The following is an 18,288-nucleotide window of genomic DNA, read 5'->3' as shown; positions in this document are numbered from 1 at the left end:
CGTTTGTCCTGGGATCGCGCTCAAACGAAAAGATGACCATGCATAAACTCGAACGTCTCCTGCGCCCGAAATCCATCGCCGTCTTCGGCGGCGTGCAGGCCGCCGCCGTCGTCGCGCAATCGATCAAGATGGGCTTTGCCGGCGAAATCTGGCCGGTGCATCCGACCAAGGACGAGGTTGCCGGCCGCAAGGCCTATCGGTCCGTCGCGGATCTGCCCGGCGCGCCGGACGCCGCCTTTGTCGGCGTCAACCGTCATCTGACCATCGAGGTCGTCAAGGCGCTGGCCGAACGCGGCGCTGGTGGCGCCGTCTGCTTTGCCGCCGGCTTCCTCGAAACCGAGGCCTATGACGATGACGGCGAAAGACTGCAGGCCGAACTGGTCGCGGCCGCCGGCCAGATGCCGATCATCGGCCCGAACTGCTACGGCCTGATCAACTATGCCGACGGCGCGCTTCTGTGGCCCGACCAGCATGGCGGCATCAGGCTTGAAGAGGGCGGCAAGGGCGTCGCCATCATCACCCAGTCGTCCAACATCGCCATCAACATGACGATGCAGAAACGAGGCCTGCCGATCGCCTTCCTGATGACCGCCGGCAACCAGGCGCAGACTGGCCTGTCCGAAATGGCGCTCGGCCTGATCGAGGATGAGCGTGTCACATCGCTCGGCCTGCACATCGAGGCTTTTGACTCCGTAGCCGGCTTCGAACGGTTGGCGGCACGCGCGCGCGAACTGAAGAAGCCGATCATCGCCATGAAGGTCGGCCGTTCCGAGCAGGCACGGCAAGCAACTGTCTCGCACACTGCCTCGCTCGCCGGCTCGGATGCGGCTTCGGGCGCCTTTCTGAGGCGGCTCGGCATTGCCCGCGTCGATTCAATCCCGGCCTTCATCGAGGCGCTGAAGCTGCTGCACATCACCGGTCCGCTGCCGGGATACAAACTGTCGTCGATGAGCTGCTCGGGTGGCGAGGCTTCCGTCATGGCCGACAGCGCCGAAGGGCGCTGGGTCAATTTCCCGGTTCTGACGGAACAGCACCGCGCCCATGTCAAATCGACGCTTGGGCCGCTGGTCGCGGTCGCCAACCCGTTGGATTATCACACCTTCATCTGGAACAACGAACCGGCGATGACCGCCACCTTCACCGCCATGGTGTCGGGCGGTTTCGACCTCAACATGCTGGTGCTCGATTTCCCGCGTCCGGACCGTTGCTCGGTCACCGACTGGTGGGCGACGCTGCGCGCCTTCGAATCGGCTCTGAAGACCAACAAGGCGCACGGCGCCATCGTCTCCTCGCTGCCGGAAAACCTGCCCGAGGAATACACCGCCGAACTGATGGCGCGCGGCATGGTGCCGTTGTTCGGCATTTCCGAGGCGATGGATGCCGCGGGCGCGGCGGCCTTCATCGGCTGGGCGTGGGCTGAACCGCAGGCGCAGCCGGTCGACACGTCAGCTGCCGGTGCCGCCGGCGGCGAGCATGTCACGCCTGACGAGGCCGAAGCCAAGGCGCGCCTTATCAAGGCGGGGCTTCCCGTGCCGAAGGGCGAGCGTGCCGGCAATGCGGTCGAGGCGGTGATTTCCTCGATGGCGCTCGGCTTCCCCGTCGCCCTGAAGGCACTGGGCGTCACTCATAAATCCGAGGTCGGCGCCGTCAGGCTCAACCTCAAGGACGCTGAGTCCGTCAGCACGGCGGCGCATGATCTGCTTCCGCTCGGCACCGGCCTCTATGTCGAACGCATGGTGCGCGACGGTGTTGCCGAGCTGATTGTCGGCTTCACCCGCGATCCGATGTTCGGCGCGGTCATGACGCTCGGCACCGGCGGCGTTCTGGTCGAATTGCTGCGCGACAGCGTCACCTTGATGCTGCCGGCGACCCGCGACGATATCGAGGCGGCATTGCGCGGCCTGAAGCTGTTTCCGCTGCTCGAAGGCTATCGCGGCCGGCCGAAGGCCGACGTCGCGGCCGCCATCGACGCCATCGCGGGCATTGCCGGCTTTGTGCAGAAGAATGCCGGCGAGATCGAGGAACTCGACATCAACCCGCTGATCGTTTGCGTCGAAGGCAAGGGCGCCTGGATCGCCGACGCGCTGCTGGTGCTGGGAGAAAACAAGAATGTCTGACGTCATTTCGACCCGCCGCGAAGGCTCGATCCTCGAGGTCACGCTCGACCGGCCCAAGGCCAATGCCATCGACCTGAAGACGTCGCGGCTGATGGGCGAAACCTTCAAGGCGTTCCGCGACGATCCGGAACTGCGCGTCGCCATCGTCAAGACCGCTGGCGACAAGTTCTTCTGCGCCGGCTGGGATCTGAAGGCCGCCGCCGGCGGCGATGCGGTCGACGGCGATTATGGCGTGGGCGGCTTTGCCGGGCTGCAGGAATTGCGCGACTTGAACAAGCCGGTCATCGCTTGCGTCAACGGCATGGCGGTTGGCGGCGGCTTCGAACTGGCGCTGTCCTGCGACCTCATCTACGCCGCCGATCACTCTTCCTTCGCGCTGCCGGAAATCCGCGCCGGTACGCTGGCCGATGCGGCGACGATCAAGCTGCCTAAGCGCATTCCCTACCATGTCGCCATGGACCTCCTGCTCACCGGCCGCTGGATGGATGTGGCGGAAGCGCATCGCTGGGGCCTGGTCAACGAGGTGCTGCCCAAGGAAAAGCTCGAGGACCGCGTCTGGGAGATCGCCCGCCTGCTCGCCAGCGGTCCGCCGCTGGTGTTTGCGGCAATCAAGGAGACGGCACGCGTGGCCGAAGCGCTGACCTTCCAGGACGCCATGAACAAGGTGACGCGCCGCCAGTTGGCAACGGTTGATGCGCTCTACGGCTCCGAAGACAATATGGAAGGTTTCCGCGCCTTCGCCGAAAAGCGCGATCCGGTGTGGAAGGGGAAGTGAGCCACTTTACCCTCCTCTCGATGGAGAGGGTCGGACCGAAGGTCCGGGGTGGGGTGAAGCGCCGCCATCCCCGCGGCGACCTCCCCCATCAAGGGAGAGGTAAAGGAGTTCCATGACCGACTACACAAAACTCATCGACGCCGAGACCTGGGCCTTCATCGAGCGGACCAATTCCTATTATCCGCCCGATACGATCGACTACACGATCGCTGAGCAGCGTGAGATCTATGACCGCATGTGCCGGGAATTCTTTGCCGGCTATCCCGAGGGCGTGGTGGTTGAAACCTCAGCCATTGAAACGCCCACGCACGACATCCCGATCCGCATCTACCGAAGCGCCCCGCAACCGGCGGCGACAGTGCTCTACATCCATGGCGGCGGCTTCATCCTTGGCGGGCTGGACAGCCATGACGATGTCTGCGCCGAGCTCTGCGCCCGCACCGGCTACGAGGTTGTCTCGGTCGACTACCGGCTGGCGCCGGAGCATCTGCATCCGGCCGCCTTCGACGACGCGATGAGCGCGTTCGCATGGGTTGCGTCCACCCGCGACCGCCCCATCCTGCTCTGCGGCGACAGTGCCGGCGGCAATCTCTGCGCCGCCGTTGCGCACGCCACACGCGGCCGCGCGAAACGGCCGGTGGGCCAGGTCCTGATCTATCCCGGCCTTGGCGGCGACCGCTCGAAGGGTTCCTATGTCACGCATGCCGAGGCGCCGATGCTGACCATGCGCGATCTCGAATTCTACAAGCATATCCGCACCGGTGGCGCGGACCGGGCTGGCGACGTAACACTCTCGCCGCTGGCCGACACCGACTTCGCCAACCTGCCGCCGACGGTGCTGATCACCGCTCAGTGCGATCCGCTGTCGTCCGACGGCGAGACCTATCGTGACCGGATTATCGCGGCGGGCGGGCGGGCCACCTGGTTCGAGGAGCCGGGTCTGGTGCATGGCTACCTCAGGGCCCGGCACACGGTCGGTCGCGCTCGCGAAAGTTTCACGCGGATCGTCGGCGCGATCGCTGCGCTCGGACGTGGCGCCTGACGCTGGTGGCTGGCTTTCGTCACGAACCACCAGGACTTATGCGGCGTATATAATTCAGGCCGAAACCCCCTCTCGAATTCCTATGCCGCCAGCGATTATGTAGTTGCGGGCCGCTGCCTGACTGAGGCCCGATCAACAAACTGGCTTCAGACGACCATGAAATCACATTCAGCCTGGCTGACCTCCGGGGCCAGCCAAAGGGTGCCGACGGAGTATTTCGTCCTGGCAAACCTCAGGGAAAAAGGAACAATCATCGGGCGGCTCGCAGACCATCCGATCGCCGATATCGTCGTTGATGCGAGTGGACTGCAATACCGTTTTGTCGGCGTTGCACCCCGCGACCGTAGCGGTCGCTTCGATGTCGAAGCGCTCCGCACCGGGGAATGGATCGTCCAGCCGGGGCTGGTTTATGCCGTTGACAGCAAGGCGCCTTCGTCAAGGCCGCTACTGCACGGGCGAGGCCGGCACCGGTCTTGATTGCACGGTGCCGGCGATGCTCCCGTTCAGGGCCAGCATGGCCTCGCGTATCGCGGTCTCGGTTTCAGGACGAACCGGAGTCAGCGGCAAACGGACATCGGGGCTCATGCCCAGCGCCAGGCTCAGCGCGTATTTGACCGGCACCGGATTGCTCTCAAGCTCCAATGCGGCGATCAGCGGCCGCAAGCGATGATGGATGGCCCGGGCGGTGTGATGGTCGCCCTGCCTGCATGCATCATGCATCTCGACGCACAGTCGCGGCGCGACATTGGAGACCACCGAGATCGTCCCACGGCCGCCCATCGTGTTGAAGCCGAACGACGTCGCGTCGTGGCCGGAGAGGCAGATGAAGCGGCGCCTGAGCACAGCCGGAAGCGTGGATAGCCGGCTCACATCGCCGGTTGCGTCCTTGATGGCGACAATGGTTGGGATCTGCGCCAGGCGTCCGATCGTCTCCTCGGACGCCGGTTCGCGCCGGCACATTGTAGACGATGATCGGTATCCTGACCTTTCTGGCGACCGCCTCGAAATGGCGAAAGATCCCTTCCTGGCTTGGCCTGTTGTAGTAAGGCGTCACGATGAGAGCGGCATCGGCGCCAAAGGCCTCCGCGGCTGTCGACAAGGCGATTGTCGTCTCGGTGCTGTTCGTGCCTGTGCCGGCAATGACCGGCACCCTGCCGGCGGCGATTTTCACGCACAGCGCAATGATGTCGAGGCGCTCCTCCCACGACAGGGTGGGGGCCTCACCTGTGGTGCCGCATGGGACCAGCCCGTTGATCCCTTGTTCGATCTGCCAGCTTAACAGCGCGGTCAGCTGCTTCAGATCGACCTCGCCGTCGGTGAACGGCGTTACCAGCGCGGTCATCGCTCCGGTCAGGCGCATTCGGGCTTGTTCTGGTGTCATGGCAATCAAAGTCTCCTGGATGAATTTCTGAAGGCACCGTCTTTTCGAGATGCGAGGAAAGCAGGGCCGACAGCAGCGCTGCGGCCAGATCGATGTGGTCCGCTTCGGCCGTTGTTCCCGCGGATGTGATTTGAATGGAGCAGAACCAGCGCTCGCCGATCTTGCTGATGGCCGATACTGAACGTTCCGGCTTCGACACGGCGATCAGCAGGAGGACAGCGTCGAGCGTGGCGCCAGCCTCGACCAGACCGGCAAATCGCCTGCCTTGACGGGACGATCTGTCGAGCGGCAGGGCGCGTGCCGCCTCCCAAAGCTGGTGTTCGAGCAGCCTGCCGACATGCGGCAGGCGATCGAGCAATCCGGCGAGATCGGCGCCGTTGGGCCCAGCAATGGTGTTGGAATTGTCCATGGCCAGATCGTTCCGGTCAGTTCGGAACCGGGCGCGGATCAGTTGAACAGGGAAAGCCGCACGCTTGCCGGGGCGAAGCGTATCGCGCCGGCCCGATGGCCGCTTTCCATCGTGGCGAAACGGACAGCGGAATTCCTGTCGGCAAAGACGCCACCGGTCAGGCCTTCTTCGTCGCGAGCGATCCAATGGCCTTCGCCATCGCGCCCGACGACGAAGCGGTGGACGGCGTTTCCGTCGGGAGAAATGGGGGTAGTTTGCATGGTCATCTCCCGCTTCTCAGGAAAGCTGGGCGGCGATCGCGGCGGCAGCCACCAAGGCGCCGACGACCAGCAGCCACCATGTCGGTGTGAACGGCGCGACCAGGCTGCCCGGCCGGCGCTCGTTATTGGTCGCACGCTTCATCTGTTCGATCTGCGACGCCGGCAGCGGACGATGAGTGGGCAGATAGAGCCCGTCTGAGAGGAACATCGAAGACTTCCTTCTTTCTGGTACCGCCGCCACAAGGTGACGGCCGCCTGCAGCGGCTCAGCACCGGCTGCACTCGGAAAGATAAAAGCATCGGTATTTGTATTCGAGGCGGACGAAATCTGAAAAATATAAAAAAGTCATATGTTTATCGCCCGGACGTATAAGAGCCCGAGCTGGAAAAACAGGCCACGTTGGCGCCGTTCACGCCAGCGATGCGGCCGCCGCCCTGCCTGCGCTGCGGCCGGAGAAGATGCAGCCACCGAGGAACGTGCCTTCAAGCGCGGCATAGCCATGCACGCCGCCGCCGCCGAAACCGGCGGCCTCGCCAACGGCATAGAGACCGGCGACCGGCTGGCCATCCGCGCCCAGCACGCGGCTGTCGAGATCGGTCTGCAGGCCGCCCAGCGTCTTGCGGGTCAGGATGTTGAGCCGCACCGCGATCAGCGGGCCGTTCGCCGGGTCGAGCATCTTGTGCGGCTTGGCCGTGCGGATCAGCTTGTCGCCGAGATAGGCGCGGGCGCCGCGCAGCGCGGTGATCTGCATGTCCTTGGAGAACGGATTGTCGAGTTGCCTGTCGCGGGCGCGGATCTCGCGCTCGACCTGGGCGAGCTCCAGCAGCGGCTCGCCGCCGGCCAGCGCGTTCATGCGCGCGACCAGTTTCGAAAGATCGGCCTCGACGATGAAGTCTTCGCCCCTCTCCATGAAGGCTTTCACCGGACCCGGAATGCCCGATGTCGCGCGGCCGAGCACCTGGCGCCAGCTCTTGCCGGTCAGGTCCGGATTCTGCTCGGAGCCCGACAGCGCGAACTCCTTCTGGATGATTTTCCTGGTCAGGATGAACCAGGAATAGTCGAAGCCCGTGCTCATGATGTGGCTGAGCGTGCCCAGCGTGTCGAAACCGGGATAGAGCGGCACCGGCAGGCGCTTGCCGCGCGCATCGAGCCATAGCGAAGACGGGCCGGGCAGGATACGGATCGCATGCTCGGTCCAGATCGGCGCCCAGTTCCTGATGCCCTCGACATAGTGCCACATACGGTCGCGGTTGATGATCGAACCGCCGGCCGCCTCGGTGATCGCCAACATGCGGCCGTCGACATGGTCCGGCACCCCGGTGATCATGCGTTTCGGTGCGGCACCCAATCGCTTGGGCCAGTTTTCCCGTACCAGCTTATGGTTGGCGCCGATGCCGCCGGAAGCGACGATCACCGCTTGTGCATGCAGCTCGAATTCGCCTGATACCTCGCGCGAGCTCTTGTGGCCGCGCTCGACCGTGCTCGGCTCAAGGATATCGCCGCGCACACCGGTCACGACGCCGCCCGTCCGCGTCAGTTCATTGACGCGGTGGCGGAACCTGAAGCTGACCAATCCACGCTTTTGCGCCTCGCGCACGCGCAGCACAAAAGGTTCGAGCACGCCGGGACCGGTGCCCCAGGTGATGTGGAAGCGCGGCACCGAATTGCCGTGGCCGATGGCGTTGCCGCCGCCGCGCTCGGCCCAGCCGACGACAGGAAAGAATTTCAGGCCGCGCTCGATCAGCCAGGAGCGTTTCTCGCCGGCGGCGAAACCGACATAGGCCTCCGCCCATTTGCGCGGCCAGAAATCCTCCGGCCGGTCGAAGGCGGCGGTGCCCATCCAGTCCTCGAGCGCCAGATCGTGCGAATCGCGGATGCGCATGCGCAGCTGCTCGGGTGAATCGACAAGGAAAAGGCCGCCGAACGACCAGAACGCCTGGCCGCCGAGCGACTGCTCCGGCTCCTGGTCGACGATGATGATCTTCTTGCCGGCCTCGGCAAGCTCGGCGGCGGCAACCAGCCCGGCAAGGCCGGCACCGACTATGATCACGTCCGCGTCGTCAGCCATCTCTCCTCCCAGAATTAGCCGGCTAACGCAATTCCAGGTGTAACCGGTTTTCCGGAATTGCGTCAAACCAGAGTTAGACGGCCTCCCAGCCGTCCTTGCCGCCGGCGCGGAAGATGGCATCGATGACCTTCTGGTTGAGCACGGACTCCTCCAGGGTGAAAACACGTTCCTTGCCGCCCTGCGCCGCCCGCGCGAAAGTTTCGACCTCCAGCCGGTACTGCTGCGTGCCGGGGAAGCGGAACACTTGCGCTTCGGTGTGGTTCTGGTTGTGCAATTCGACGCGGTGATGGTCATAGAGCCCGGCATTGAACGGGGAAAAGACCTCGATGAAACCCTTCTCGCCGTGGAACACCATCACCTGGCGCGCCGCCATCTGCGTCGACAAATAGAAGGACAGCTCGAAATCGCCGAAATCGGCGCGGATCGAGGAATAGATGTCGGTGCCGAATTTCTTGTCGCGCTCGATCGTCGCCTGGACACGGCTAGGCTCTTTGCCGGTCGAAAACCGCGTCGACACTGTCGGGTAGACGCCGATGTCGGGCAGCGCGCCGCCGCCGAGATCGAGCTGGTTGCGCATGTTGTTGGGGTCGACATTGTAATAGGAGAACGCGCCTTGCACATGGCGCAGCCGGCCGATGGCGCCGCCGGCGATAAGGTCGCGCACCTTGATCCATTGCGGATGGTAGATGACCATGAAGGCCTCGCAGACCAGCACCTTCTTCCGGTCGCGCAGCTTGATCAGGGGGAGAATGTCCTTGGCGTCGAGCGCCAGCGGCTTCTCGACCAGCACATGTTTTCCTGCCTCGATCGCTTTGGCCGTCCATTCGACATGCTGCGATGTCGGCAGCGGAATGTAGACGCCGTCAATGTCCTTGGAAGCGAGCAGTTCCTCATAGGAGCCGAACGCATGGCGCGCGCCAAATCGCTCGGCCAGGGCCTTGGCCTTCGACAGGTCGCGGCTGGCAATCGCCGAAAGCACGCCGTTCTCCGCCTCGACCATTGCGGGCAACAAATGCTCGCGGCCGATCTTGGCCGTCGACAACACACCCCATCGGAACATCGCACTCTCTCCATGTCGATTATATCGATGGAGGTGTGCCCCAATTTCGGAGAAAAGCCAATCGCGGACGCGGATCACAAAGCGCCTTCGTCATCCTCGGGCTCGACCCGAGGATCCATGCCGTGACCTATCACGTAAATGCAACGGTGCAGAATTTTGTAACCGTTGCAACGCCTTAGCGTCACGGAATGGATCCCTTGGGCTGCGGAGCAGCTCCAGGGGTCTGCGCGCGTCGCTTCGCTCCTTGCTTCGCACTAGGATGACGAACCCGGAGGATGCGCAAATTAGAACTACCCCCGCTTGCCCGTCAGCGTCATGTCGAAATCGACGATGTTGGAATAGAGCGGCGTGCCGACATCCATGCCGTAGCGTGATCTCAGCACCTTGCCGGTGACATGGAATTTTATCGTGCCGCCTTTCAAGCCGTCGAGTTCGGCCGTGAATTTTTCCGGAAACGTCTTGCCGCGCGCCGTCAGCCTGCCGGTGACCAGGGCTGACGTGTCGCCGGTACGGGTCACGCTGGTCGAGCGGAACTGGATCTCCGGGCTGTTGGCCGCATCGAACACCGCGTCGGAGCGCAGGAAGGCGTCGATACGGCCCTGGCCGGTACCGACGCTTTCCGGATAGATGGTCAGATCGACTTTCGAATGGCCGATATCTCCGTTGTCGATGCGGATCGTACCTTTGAAACGGGCGAAGGCGCCATCGAAGCCGCCGCCACCTGCTTTGCCTATGGTGAAACGGATGCTGGAGCCCGCCGGACTGATCGTGTAGCTGCCGGCGGCGTCACTCAGCGCCACCGCAGCAGTGGCGGGCATGGCTAGGCATGCGGCAAGAGCCGCGAATCCAAGGATGCGCGCATGCATGGGATTGATCCTTTCCTGGAGGCAACGCGTTTCGCGTCCTCAGCCCACAAACGAGCGAACCGCCCGCTCTATTCCCTGTCTGACGAAGGCGTGATCATGCGCGTGAGCACGCTGTCGCGCAGCAGGAAATGATGGCGCAGGGCGGCGGCGGCATGCAGCGCGACAAGCGCGATGCCGGCATAGGCGAGATACCAGTGCGCCGCCGCCCAGAAGTTTTCCGCGCTGTCGGATTCCGCCAAAGGCAGGTTGGGCATTACGAACAGGTTGAACGGCATGGTCGGAATTTCCAGCGTCGACACGGAAACCAGCGCCCAGCCTGACAAGGGCAAGGCGACCTGGAAGGCATAGAGCGCCTGATGCGCGAGCGGCGCCGTACGCCGCTCCAGCGCGCCGACCGAACGCGGCAAGGGCGGCGCCACGTTGCCGAGCCGCCAGGCGATGCGCAGGATGATGAGGCCAAGCAGCAGAAAGCCCAGGGATTTGTGCAGCTGGATCAGCTCGAAGGCGGTGCGTTGGCTGGTCAGCCGCACCATGATGAAGCCGAGCACGAACTGGCCGATGAAGAGGATCCCGATCAGCCAGTGAAGGAGGATCGTCGCCCAGCCGTAGCGGGTTGGCGTGTTGGTGATGGAGGTTTGCATGGGAGAAGAACGTTGCTGAGTTGCGCTTTCTTCCAGCCTCCCCCTTGTGGGGAGGGTCGGCGCGAAGCGACGGGGTGGGGCAGCGCCCTACGACCCTCCCCACAAGGGGGAGGGTGAGGGGCGCTCCCTACCCACTCACCTTGAAGAAATCCACAAACGCCCTCAGCGCCGGGCGCATCTGCCGGCGGCTGGGATAATAGACAAAGAAGCCTTCGAAAGACGGGCACCAGTCCTCCAGCGCGCGGATCAGCCTGCCGTCGGCGAGCGGGGCGCGAACATAAGGCTCGAAGACGAAGGCGAGCCCGGCGCCGTCGACCGCCGCTTGCGCGATCAGATGGTCCTCGTCGAGGATCAGCGGCCCTTGCGCGGCAATCTCGATCTCCTCGCCGCCCTTTTCGAATTCCCAGCGGTAGAGGATGCCGCTGGAGAAGCGGAAACGGATGCAGCGATGATCGGCGAGGTCGCGCGGGTGTTGCGGTTTGGGGTTCACGGCGAAATAGGATGGCGCGCCGACTACCGCGCCGCGCATATCGGGTCCGATGCGCACCGCGATCATGTCGCGCTGCAGGCTCTCGCCGAGCCGCACGCCGGCATCGAAACCGCCCTCCACCACATCGGTGAAGCGGTCCTCGATAACGATCTCCAGCACGATGTCGGGATAGGCCGATGCAAAGGCACCAAGCCGCGGCGTCAGCACCAGATGCGCGGCCGTGCGCGGCACGCTGAGCCGCAGATTCCCGGCTGACCGCTCACGCGACTCGATCGCCGTCTCCAGCGCCAGGTCTATCTCGGATAGGGCCGGCCGCAGTCGCTCCAGGAGTTTCGCGCCTTCTTCCGTCGGCGCGACGCTGCGGGTGCTGCGCGCCAAGAGCCGCACGCCGAGTCGCGATTCCAGGCTGGATACAGCATGGCTGACGGCCGACGGCGCGATCGCCAATTCCCTGGCCGCGCCACGAAAGCTGCCGCATTGGGCGACCGTCGCCAGCACAGCCAGCTGTGAGAGATGCGCTCGGTTCATTGATCTATTTCTTGGAACAGCCTGTGAAAATGAGAGACGATTATCGAACATAAGGCAAGGCGCTATCTCTGTCGCATCACAGCAAGGAGATGCCTGATGCAAACCCGCAAACTAGGAACTGAACTGAGCGTCTATCCCGTAGGCCTCGGCTGCATGGGCATGAGCTTCGCCTATGGCGGCCAGCCGGAGGCCGAGGCGATCGCCACCCTGCATCGCGCCGTCGAGATCGGCGTCAACTTCTTCGACACGGCGGAAGTCTACGGCCCCTACGAGAACGAGATCCTGCTCGGCAAGGCGCTGAAGTCCGTGCGGAACAAAGTGACGATTGCGACGAAATTCGGCTTCAAGATTTTGGAGGAAGGCACGGGCCTCGACCGCATGGCCGGCGTCGACAGCCGCCCCGAGCACGTCAAGGCGGTGGCCGAGGCCTCGCTGAAGCGGCTGGGCACCGATGTCATTGACCTCTACTACCAGCACCGGGTCGACCCCAACGTGCCGATCGAGGACACGGTCGGCGCCATGGCCGAGCTGGTGCGCGAGGGCAAGGTGCGCGCGCTCGGCCTGTCGGAGGCAAGTGCGACGACCATCCGCCGGGCGCATGCCGTACATCCGATCGCGGCCGTGCAGAGCGAATATTCGCTGTGGAGCCGCGACCCGGAAGAGGAAGTGTTCGCCGTCTGCCGCGAACTCGGCATTGGCTTCGTCCCTTACAGCCCGCTCGGCCGTGGCCTTTTGACGGGCACCATCGCCAAGCCCGAAACGCTTGATGACAGCGACTGGCGCCGGACCCTGCCGCGCTTCCAGGCCGAAGCCATGCAAGCCAATGCCAAGGTTGTCGCCACGCTGGAAAGGATGGCCGCTGAAAAGGGCGTGACCTCGGCGCAACTGGCGCTGGCCTGGGTGCTGCACCAGGGCGATTTCATTGTGCCGATCCCAGGTGCACGAAAAATCCGCCATCTCGAGCAGAACACGGCAGCGGCCGGGTTTGAACTGAGCGTGGCTGAAGTGGCTGTGATTGGTGACGCGCTGTCGCCGGATAAGGTTGTCGGCAAGCGCTATACGGAGGAGCTGCTGGCGCTGGTGAATGGGTGAGCAGCATTCAGGATACGGAAAGGGGCGCTTCGGCGCCTCTTTTCGCAGCGTTGGAAATAGAAACGCCGGCGGGACAGCGCCCCCCTCTGTCCTGCCGGCATCTCCCCCCACGAGGGGGGAGATTGGATGCCGGCTCGGCTTTCGCCAATCGCCGTCGTTGGAGAAATGGACGGGGCACCGAAACTGCTGATCTCCCCCCAAGTGGGGGAGATGTCCGGCAGGACAGAGGGGGCGCCTCGCGCCGACATTTTTCTATGTCTGCGTCCCTACCAAGCCACCACCGTAATCTCCGGCCAGCACTCCCTCGCCCGCGCCCCCTTCGCCTCATGCGTCCGCTGGTTGTCCATCACCCGGTTCGGCGTGATGCGGAACGAAAAGACATCGTCGAGCCCGAATGGCGCCACCAGCTCAAGCCGCCCGCCGGCATCGTAGCGCATCCCGACCGCATGCGTCTTCGAGGCAAAATGGCTGATGGATTCGCTCGCGCTCGTATAGCGCGGGCAGGGCTGGCCGAATTTCTGCGGATACCACAGATGCACTCGCGCCTGGTTGCGCACTTCGACCGGCAGCGCCAGCCCCTCGAAATGCCGCGCCGCTCGGCGGATGACAGCGTCCTCGGCCTCATAGGACAGGTCGCTGTTGTCGAAATAGAACAGGTCGACATCCCTGATGCCGTAACCCGACGGCTTGCCGGTCAAATGGTTCCAGACGCTGTTGTAGAGTGCGCCGGAAACCACCAGCCAGTCCGGCAAAGCCAGCATGCGGGCACGCGCCAGGGCTTCGTGGATCAGCGGATCCCCCGATACGATGTCGAGAAACGCCTCGCATTGTGCTTCGAACGGCAGCCCGGAATAGCGCAGGTGGTCCATCGCCCTTTGGAGGACGATTCGCCATCTGCTCGCAATCCGTAATTCCGGTGGGAAAACCGCTAGGCACTTTCCCCGCGATCGCCTCAGCCGCGCAGAACGCCGCCCGTCTGCTTGCCGACATTCTCGACGATGCGCTTGGCCAGCGCCTCGAAATCCTCGTCGGTCAGCGTCTTCTCGACCGGCTGGATCGCCACTTCGATGGCGATAGACTTCTTGCCCTCGCCGAGCGCCGCGCCTTCGAAAATGTCGAAGACCGAAACGCCAGTGATCAGCTTCTTGTCGGCGGCAAGTGCTGCGCGCACCAGCGTGCCGGCCTCGATCGCTTTGTCGACGACAAAGGCGAAGTCGCGCTTCACCGCCTGGAAGGCGGAGAGCTCCAGCTTCGGCTTGGTTTTGGTCGGCTTGGCCTTCGGCTCGGGCACGGCGTCGACAAACACTTCGAAGCCGCAGAGCGGCCCGGAAACATCGAGCCCTTCCATCGTCTTGGGATGGAACTCGCCGAACGTGCCGAGCACGGTCTTCGGCCCGAGCTTGATCGTGCCGGAGCGGCCGGGATGGTACCAGGACGGGCCGCCTGCCTCGATCTGCAGCCGGTCGACCGGCGCGCCGCAGGCTTCCAGTGCCGCGATTGCATCGGCCTTGGCGTCGAACACGCCGACCGGACCCGAATTGCCGGCCCAGTTGCGGCCCGAGCCGTCGAGCTTGGCGGTGCCGCGGCGCACGCCGGCGGCCACGCGCCGCTGCTGGTCGGCGCCGTCGCCCTCATAGATGCCCGACACCTCGAACAGCGCCACGTCGCCAATACCCTTGTCGGCATTGCGCTGGGCGGCTGCAATCAGCCCCGGCAGCAGCGACGGCCGCATGTCGGACATGTCGGCTGCGATCGGGTTGGCGAGCTTCAGCGCCGTCTGGCCGCCGCCGAACAGTTCGGCATGCTTGGCCGGAATGAACGACCAGGTGACGGCTTCCATCATGCCGCGCACGGCAAGCGCGCGCTTGGCGGTGCGGGTGCGGACCTGCAGCGTGGTCAGGATCTTGGAATTGACCGCGTCATGCGCGCCGAGCGGCTGTGGCTCGATGTTGTCGACGCCGTGAATACGCATCACCTCTTCGACCAGGTCCGCCTTGCCGTCGACATCGGGACGCCAGGACGGCACCGCCACATCGACGACATCGCCGGAGCCCTGCGGCTTGAAGCCGAGACGCGACAGGATGTCGAGGCTTTCCGACTTGGGCACTTCGATGCCGGTCAGCCGCGTCACTTCCGACAGCGGGAAGGAGACGATCTTGGGCTTGTGGCCGGCATAACCGACGACCTCGGTCTCGGCCGGCTCTCCGCCGCAGAAATCGAGCACAAGCCTGGTCGCCAGCTCGACCCCGGGCACCATGAATTCAGGATCGACACCGCGCTCGAAACGGTAACGCGCATCGGTGATGATGCCGAGCGTGCGGCCGGTGCGGGCGGTGGTGATCGGATCCCAGAGCGCCGATTCGATAAGCACGTCGGTCGTGTTCTCGTCGCAGCCGGAATGTTCGCCGCCCATCACGCCGGCAATCGATTCGATGCCGTTGTCATCAGCGATGGCGCACATGTCTGATGTCAGCGTGTATTCGCGGCCATCGAGCGCCATCACCTTCTCGCCGTCGCGCGCGCGGCGCACGACGAGATTGCCGGCAACCTTCCTGGCATCGAACACATGCAGCGGCCGGCCGCGATCGAAGGTGACGTAATTGGTGATGTCGACCAGCGCGCTGATCGGCCTCAAGCCAATGGCGATCAGCCTTTGCTGCAGCCATTTCGGTGATGGGCCATTCTTGACACCGCGCACGAGGCGCAAGGCGAAGCCGGGGCAAAGCTCCGGCGCCTCGATCACCACCTTGACCGGCGTCTCGCCCTTGCCGGGGATCGCTTCGACCGCAGCGCTTTTCAGCGTGCCGAGCCCGCTCGCCGCCAGGTCCCTGGCGATGCCGTAGACGCTGGTGGCATCGGGCCGGTTCGGCGTCAGATTGATCTCGATCACCGGATCGTCGAGATGCGCGTAGGACGCAAAGCTGGTGCCGACAGGCGCATCCTCGGGCAGGTCGATGATGCCGTTGTGTTCGTCCGACAGTTCCAGTTCGCGCTCGGAACACATCATGCCATGGCTTTCGACGCCACGGATCTTGCCGACCGTCAGCGTCACGTCGATGCCGGGCACATAGGTGCCGGGCGCGGCGAAGGCGCCGATCAAGCCGGCGCGGGCGTTCGGCGCACCGCACACCACTTGCACGGGTGCCTTGCCGTCGCCCGTATCGACGGTCAGCACGCGCAGCCGGTCGGCATCGGGGTGCTGCACAGCCGTCAGCACCTTGGCGATGACGAAGGGTTTCAGGCTCGACTTGTCGTCGACATGCTCGACTTCAAGCCCGATCGACGTCAGCCGCTCGACGATCTCGTTGAGCGAGGCGTCGGTCTCGAGATGATCCTTGAGCCAGGAGAGGGTGAATTTCATGGGACTGTTCCGTCTGGTCTTTTGACGCTTGTTTTCAGATGTCTGGGCAAGTCGTCGGACATATGCAGGAAGGGAAGCTGCTCGCTGACATAGGCATGCAGCGTCGGTCTGAAATCGGCCGGCGCGTCCATGGCGCCGAGCATGAAGTAGATGTCGTCTTCCAGCCGCTCGTCGACATAGGCGATCGGCGAGCCGCAGACGCCGCAGAAGGAGCGCGTCACCGGGCCGTTCTCGAACATCTTCAGCGCCTTGCCGGTGAACGCCACCTGGCTGGCCGGGAAGCCGACAAAGGCCGATACCGGTGCGCCGCTGGCCCGCCGGCAATCGCCGCAATGGCAATAGCTGACGTGGTGCGGTTCAGCCGAAGCCTCGAACCGCACGGCGCCGCAGCGACAGCCGCCATTGTGGGGCGCTGTCATGCGCTCAGGCCCCAGAGCAGCTTCGGCATGCCGTATTTCAGCATGGCGATGCGGTCGATGCCCGTGCTCCAGGTAATGCCCTGATACTCGTTCATCCTCTCACACTTTCGCGTCTTCTTCAGCGAACACTTCGACCAGGCGGAAGCGTTCGCAAACCAGTTTCATGTCAGGCGCAAATCCGCCATTGCGCTCGAAATAGGCGCGATGGGCGTCACGCCAGTATTCATGGCTCAAATCGCCTTCGCCCTCGTCGCGGGCAAAGTCGGCGTCGACCTCATCGAAACGCCGCACGATCGCCTCGACCGTCTCGATCACCGCGGTGCGCCGGCCGCTGCCATCGAGCACGACATCCCGGCGCCCGACCTCCGGAACGGGCTCGGCGCCGCCATAATCTCGCAATGCGCCGCAGGTTGCCGTCTTGCGCCCCGACAGCACCAGCGCCAACAACTCGTCGGCAAGCTCCGGGCTGTCGCCGAAGCGGAAGGTCACAGCGTCCGCATAGGGATCGGCGGCTCCGCTCACGGGCTGAGGCCTCCAAACAGCGTCGGCATATCGAGCGGCCGGAAACCGTAATGCGACAGCCAGCGCACGTCCGCGTCGAAGAAGGCGCGCAGGTCCGGCATGCCGTATTTCAGCATGGCGATGCGATCGATGCCCATGCCCCAGGCAAAGCCCTGGTATTCGTCGGGATCGAGCCCGCCGGCGCGCAGCACATTGGGGTGCACCATGCCGCAGCCGAGGATCTCCATCCAGTCGGAGCCTTCGCCGAAGCGCACTTCACCGGGCCGCGAGCGGTCGCACTGAATGTCGACCTCGAGGCTGGGCTCGGTGAACGGGAAGAAGGACGGCCGGAAGCGCATCTTGACCGATGGCACCTCGAAGAACGCCTTGCAGAACTCTTCCAGCACCCACTTCATGTTGGCGACGTTGGCCGTTTTGTCGATCACCAGCCCCTCGACCTGATGGAACATCGGCGAGTGCGTGGCGTCGGAATCCTGGCGGTAGGTTTTTCCAGGAATGACGATGCGGATCGGCGGCTTCTGCTTCTCCATGGTGCGGATCTGCACCGGCGAGGTATGGGTGCGCAAAAGCTTCCGCTCGCCCTTCTCGTCCGGCTGGAAGAAGAAGGTGTCATGCATCTCGCGGGCCGGATGTCCCTCGGGGAAATTCAGCGCGGTGAAATTGTAATAGTCGGTCTCGATATCGGGACCTTCGGCGATGGCGAAGCCGAGATCGCCGAAGATCGCGGCGATCTCGTCGATGACCTGGCTGATCGGATGGATACGGCCGCGCTCGGCCGGCGACTGCCGCACCGGCAGCGTCACGTCGACTTTTTCGGCGGCAAGGCGGACGGCGATCGCCACGTCTTTCAATTCGGCCTTGCGGGCCGTCAGCGCCTCGGTGACGCGGTTCTTGAGGCCGTTGATGACAGGGCCTTTGATCTGGCGCTCCTCGGCGGTCATGGCGCCAAGCGTTTTCAGCATCTCGGACACGGTGCCCTTCTTGCCGAAGGCAGCGATGCGCACGGCCTCGATGGCAGGCTCGTCGGCGGCCGATGCGATGTCGGCCAGAAGTGAATCTTCCAGGGCTTCAAGATTTCCAGCAGTGGCGTTCACGGCGAAGCTCTCTCGGTCGGGCAACCCGCCATCACCGGGCGTGTCACCAATTTGGTTACATCAGGCATAAGAAAAACCCGCGCCAGCCGTGCCAGCGCGGGTTCCCCAAAATCAGAATTGCGAATGCTTGGGAAGCGCTGGGCTCGGAGCCCGATCCCGAAAA

18 protein-coding genes and 1 pseudogene are annotated in these 18,288 nt (G+C 64.1%); 4 read left to right on the top strand and 15 right to left on the bottom strand.

Features of this window, described 5'->3' with window-relative positions; all coding sequences use genetic code 11:
- Window positions 1-38: 38 nt before the first annotated feature.
- The 3 genes from FJ977_RS08365 (at window position 39) to FJ977_RS08355 (ending at window position 3,934) form a co-directional block, all read left to right on the top strand.
- Window positions 39-2,117, top strand: a complete 2,079-nt coding sequence (locus tag FJ977_RS08365; protein ID WP_140770323.1) for an acetate--CoA ligase family protein — start codon at window positions 39-41, stop codon at window positions 2,115-2,117.
- Complete coding sequence (locus tag FJ977_RS08360; RefSeq protein ID WP_140770321.1) at window positions 2,110-2,892, top strand: carnitinyl-CoA dehydratase; 783 nt, start codon at window positions 2,110-2,112, stop codon at window positions 2,890-2,892. The genes FJ977_RS08365 and FJ977_RS08360 overlap by 8 nt, the downstream gene beginning before the upstream one ends.
- A 112-nt stretch (window positions 2,893-3,004) precedes the next feature.
- The gene (locus tag FJ977_RS08355; RefSeq protein WP_140770320.1) at window positions 3,005-3,934 is read left to right on the top strand and encodes an alpha/beta hydrolase; all 930 of its coding nucleotides are present in this window, start codon (window positions 3,005-3,007) and stop codon (window positions 3,932-3,934) included.
- Between the two features lie 444 nt (window positions 3,935-4,378).
- Here the strand turns inward: FJ977_RS08355 and FJ977_RS36620 are convergent, their stop codons facing one another.
- From FJ977_RS36620 to FJ977_RS08310, 10 genes and pseudogenes are all read right to left on the bottom strand, one after another.
- Window positions 4,379-4,894: a dihydrodipicolinate synthase family protein gene (locus tag FJ977_RS36620; protein WP_281406807.1), complete on the bottom strand. Its 516-nt coding sequence runs from the start codon at window positions 4,892-4,894 to the stop codon at window positions 4,379-4,381.
- A 37-nt stretch (window positions 4,895-4,931) separates the two neighbouring features.
- Window positions 4,932-5,234: pseudogene (locus FJ977_RS36615) on the bottom strand (dihydrodipicolinate synthase family protein); the annotation flags it as partial.
- The gene (locus tag FJ977_RS36235) at window positions 5,155-5,724 is read right to left on the bottom strand and encodes a hypothetical protein (protein ID WP_246682867.1); all 570 of its coding nucleotides are present in this window, start codon (window positions 5,722-5,724) and stop codon (window positions 5,155-5,157) included. The pseudogene FJ977_RS36615 and the gene FJ977_RS36235, both read right to left, overlap by 80 nt.
- A gap of 38 nt (window positions 5,725-5,762) precedes the next feature.
- Window positions 5,763-5,984: a hypothetical protein gene (locus FJ977_RS08340; RefSeq protein WP_244735271.1), complete on the bottom strand. Its 222-nt coding sequence runs from the start codon at window positions 5,982-5,984 to the stop codon at window positions 5,763-5,765.
- A 16-nt stretch (window positions 5,985-6,000) separates the two neighbouring features.
- Window positions 6,001-6,192, bottom strand: a complete 192-nt coding sequence (locus tag FJ977_RS08335; RefSeq protein WP_140770314.1) for a hypothetical protein — start codon at window positions 6,190-6,192, stop codon at window positions 6,001-6,003.
- A gap of 201 nt (window positions 6,193-6,393) precedes the next feature.
- Window positions 6,394-8,052, bottom strand: a complete 1,659-nt coding sequence (locus tag FJ977_RS08330) for an FAD-binding dehydrogenase (protein ID WP_140770312.1) — start codon at window positions 8,050-8,052, stop codon at window positions 6,394-6,396.
- A gap of 73 nt (window positions 8,053-8,125) precedes the next feature.
- Window positions 8,126-9,112, bottom strand: coding sequence for a Gfo/Idh/MocA family oxidoreductase (locus FJ977_RS08325; RefSeq protein WP_140770310.1), 987 nt, complete (start codon window positions 9,110-9,112; stop codon window positions 8,126-8,128).
- A gap of 290 nt (window positions 9,113-9,402) precedes the next feature.
- On the bottom strand, window positions 9,403-9,978 hold the full coding sequence (locus FJ977_RS08320; protein WP_140770308.1) for a YceI family protein: 576 nt from the start codon (window positions 9,976-9,978) through the stop codon (window positions 9,403-9,405).
- Window positions 9,979-10,046: 68 nt separating this feature from the next.
- On the bottom strand, window positions 10,047-10,619 hold the full coding sequence (locus FJ977_RS08315; RefSeq protein ID WP_140770306.1) for a cytochrome b: 573 nt from the start codon (window positions 10,617-10,619) through the stop codon (window positions 10,047-10,049).
- Between the two features lie 127 nt (window positions 10,620-10,746).
- Window positions 10,747-11,637: a LysR family transcriptional regulator gene (locus tag FJ977_RS08310; protein ID WP_140770304.1), complete on the bottom strand. Its 891-nt coding sequence runs from the start codon at window positions 11,635-11,637 to the stop codon at window positions 10,747-10,749.
- Window positions 11,638-11,733: 96 nt separating this feature from the next.
- Here FJ977_RS08310 and FJ977_RS08305 point away from each other — a divergent pair, with 96 nt between their 5' ends.
- A complete protein-coding gene (locus tag FJ977_RS08305) occupies window positions 11,734-12,729 on the top strand; it encodes an aldo/keto reductase (protein ID WP_140770302.1) in 996 nt (331 codons plus the stop codon).
- A gap of 266 nt (window positions 12,730-12,995) precedes the next feature.
- Here FJ977_RS08305 and FJ977_RS08295 read toward each other — a convergent pair whose 3' ends face one another.
- From FJ977_RS08295 to pheS, 5 genes are all read right to left on the bottom strand, one after another.
- A complete protein-coding gene (locus tag FJ977_RS08295; RefSeq protein ID WP_140770300.1) occupies window positions 12,996-13,598 on the bottom strand; it encodes a nucleotidyltransferase family protein in 603 nt (200 codons plus the stop codon).
- An 83-nt stretch (window positions 13,599-13,681) separates the two neighbouring features.
- Entirely contained in the window at window positions 13,682-16,090 is a 2,409-nt protein-coding gene (gene pheT, locus FJ977_RS08290; RefSeq protein WP_140770298.1) for a phenylalanine--tRNA ligase subunit beta, read from the bottom strand.
- Complete coding sequence (locus FJ977_RS08285; protein ID WP_140770296.1) at window positions 16,087-16,509, bottom strand: GFA family protein; 423 nt, start codon at window positions 16,507-16,509, stop codon at window positions 16,087-16,089. The genes pheT and FJ977_RS08285 overlap by 4 nt, the downstream gene beginning before the upstream one ends.
- Before the next feature lie 99 nt (window positions 16,510-16,608).
- Entirely contained in the window at window positions 16,609-17,031 is a 423-nt protein-coding gene (locus tag FJ977_RS08280) for an ASCH domain-containing protein (RefSeq protein WP_140770295.1), read from the bottom strand.
- Window positions 17,028-18,125, bottom strand: coding sequence for a phenylalanine--tRNA ligase subunit alpha (gene pheS / locus FJ977_RS08275; RefSeq protein WP_140770293.1), 1,098 nt, complete (start codon window positions 18,123-18,125; stop codon window positions 17,028-17,030). The genes FJ977_RS08280 and pheS overlap by 4 nt, the downstream gene beginning before the upstream one ends.
- Window positions 18,126-18,288 lie beyond the last annotated feature (163 nt).

This window comes from Mesorhizobium sp. B2-1-3A, from assembly GCF_006442655.1.
Taxonomy (GTDB): domain Bacteria; phylum Pseudomonadota; class Alphaproteobacteria; order Rhizobiales; family Rhizobiaceae; genus Mesorhizobium.
The sequence above is the reverse complement of the archived record's forward strand: the minus strand, read 5'-3'. Positions and strand labels throughout refer to the sequence as shown.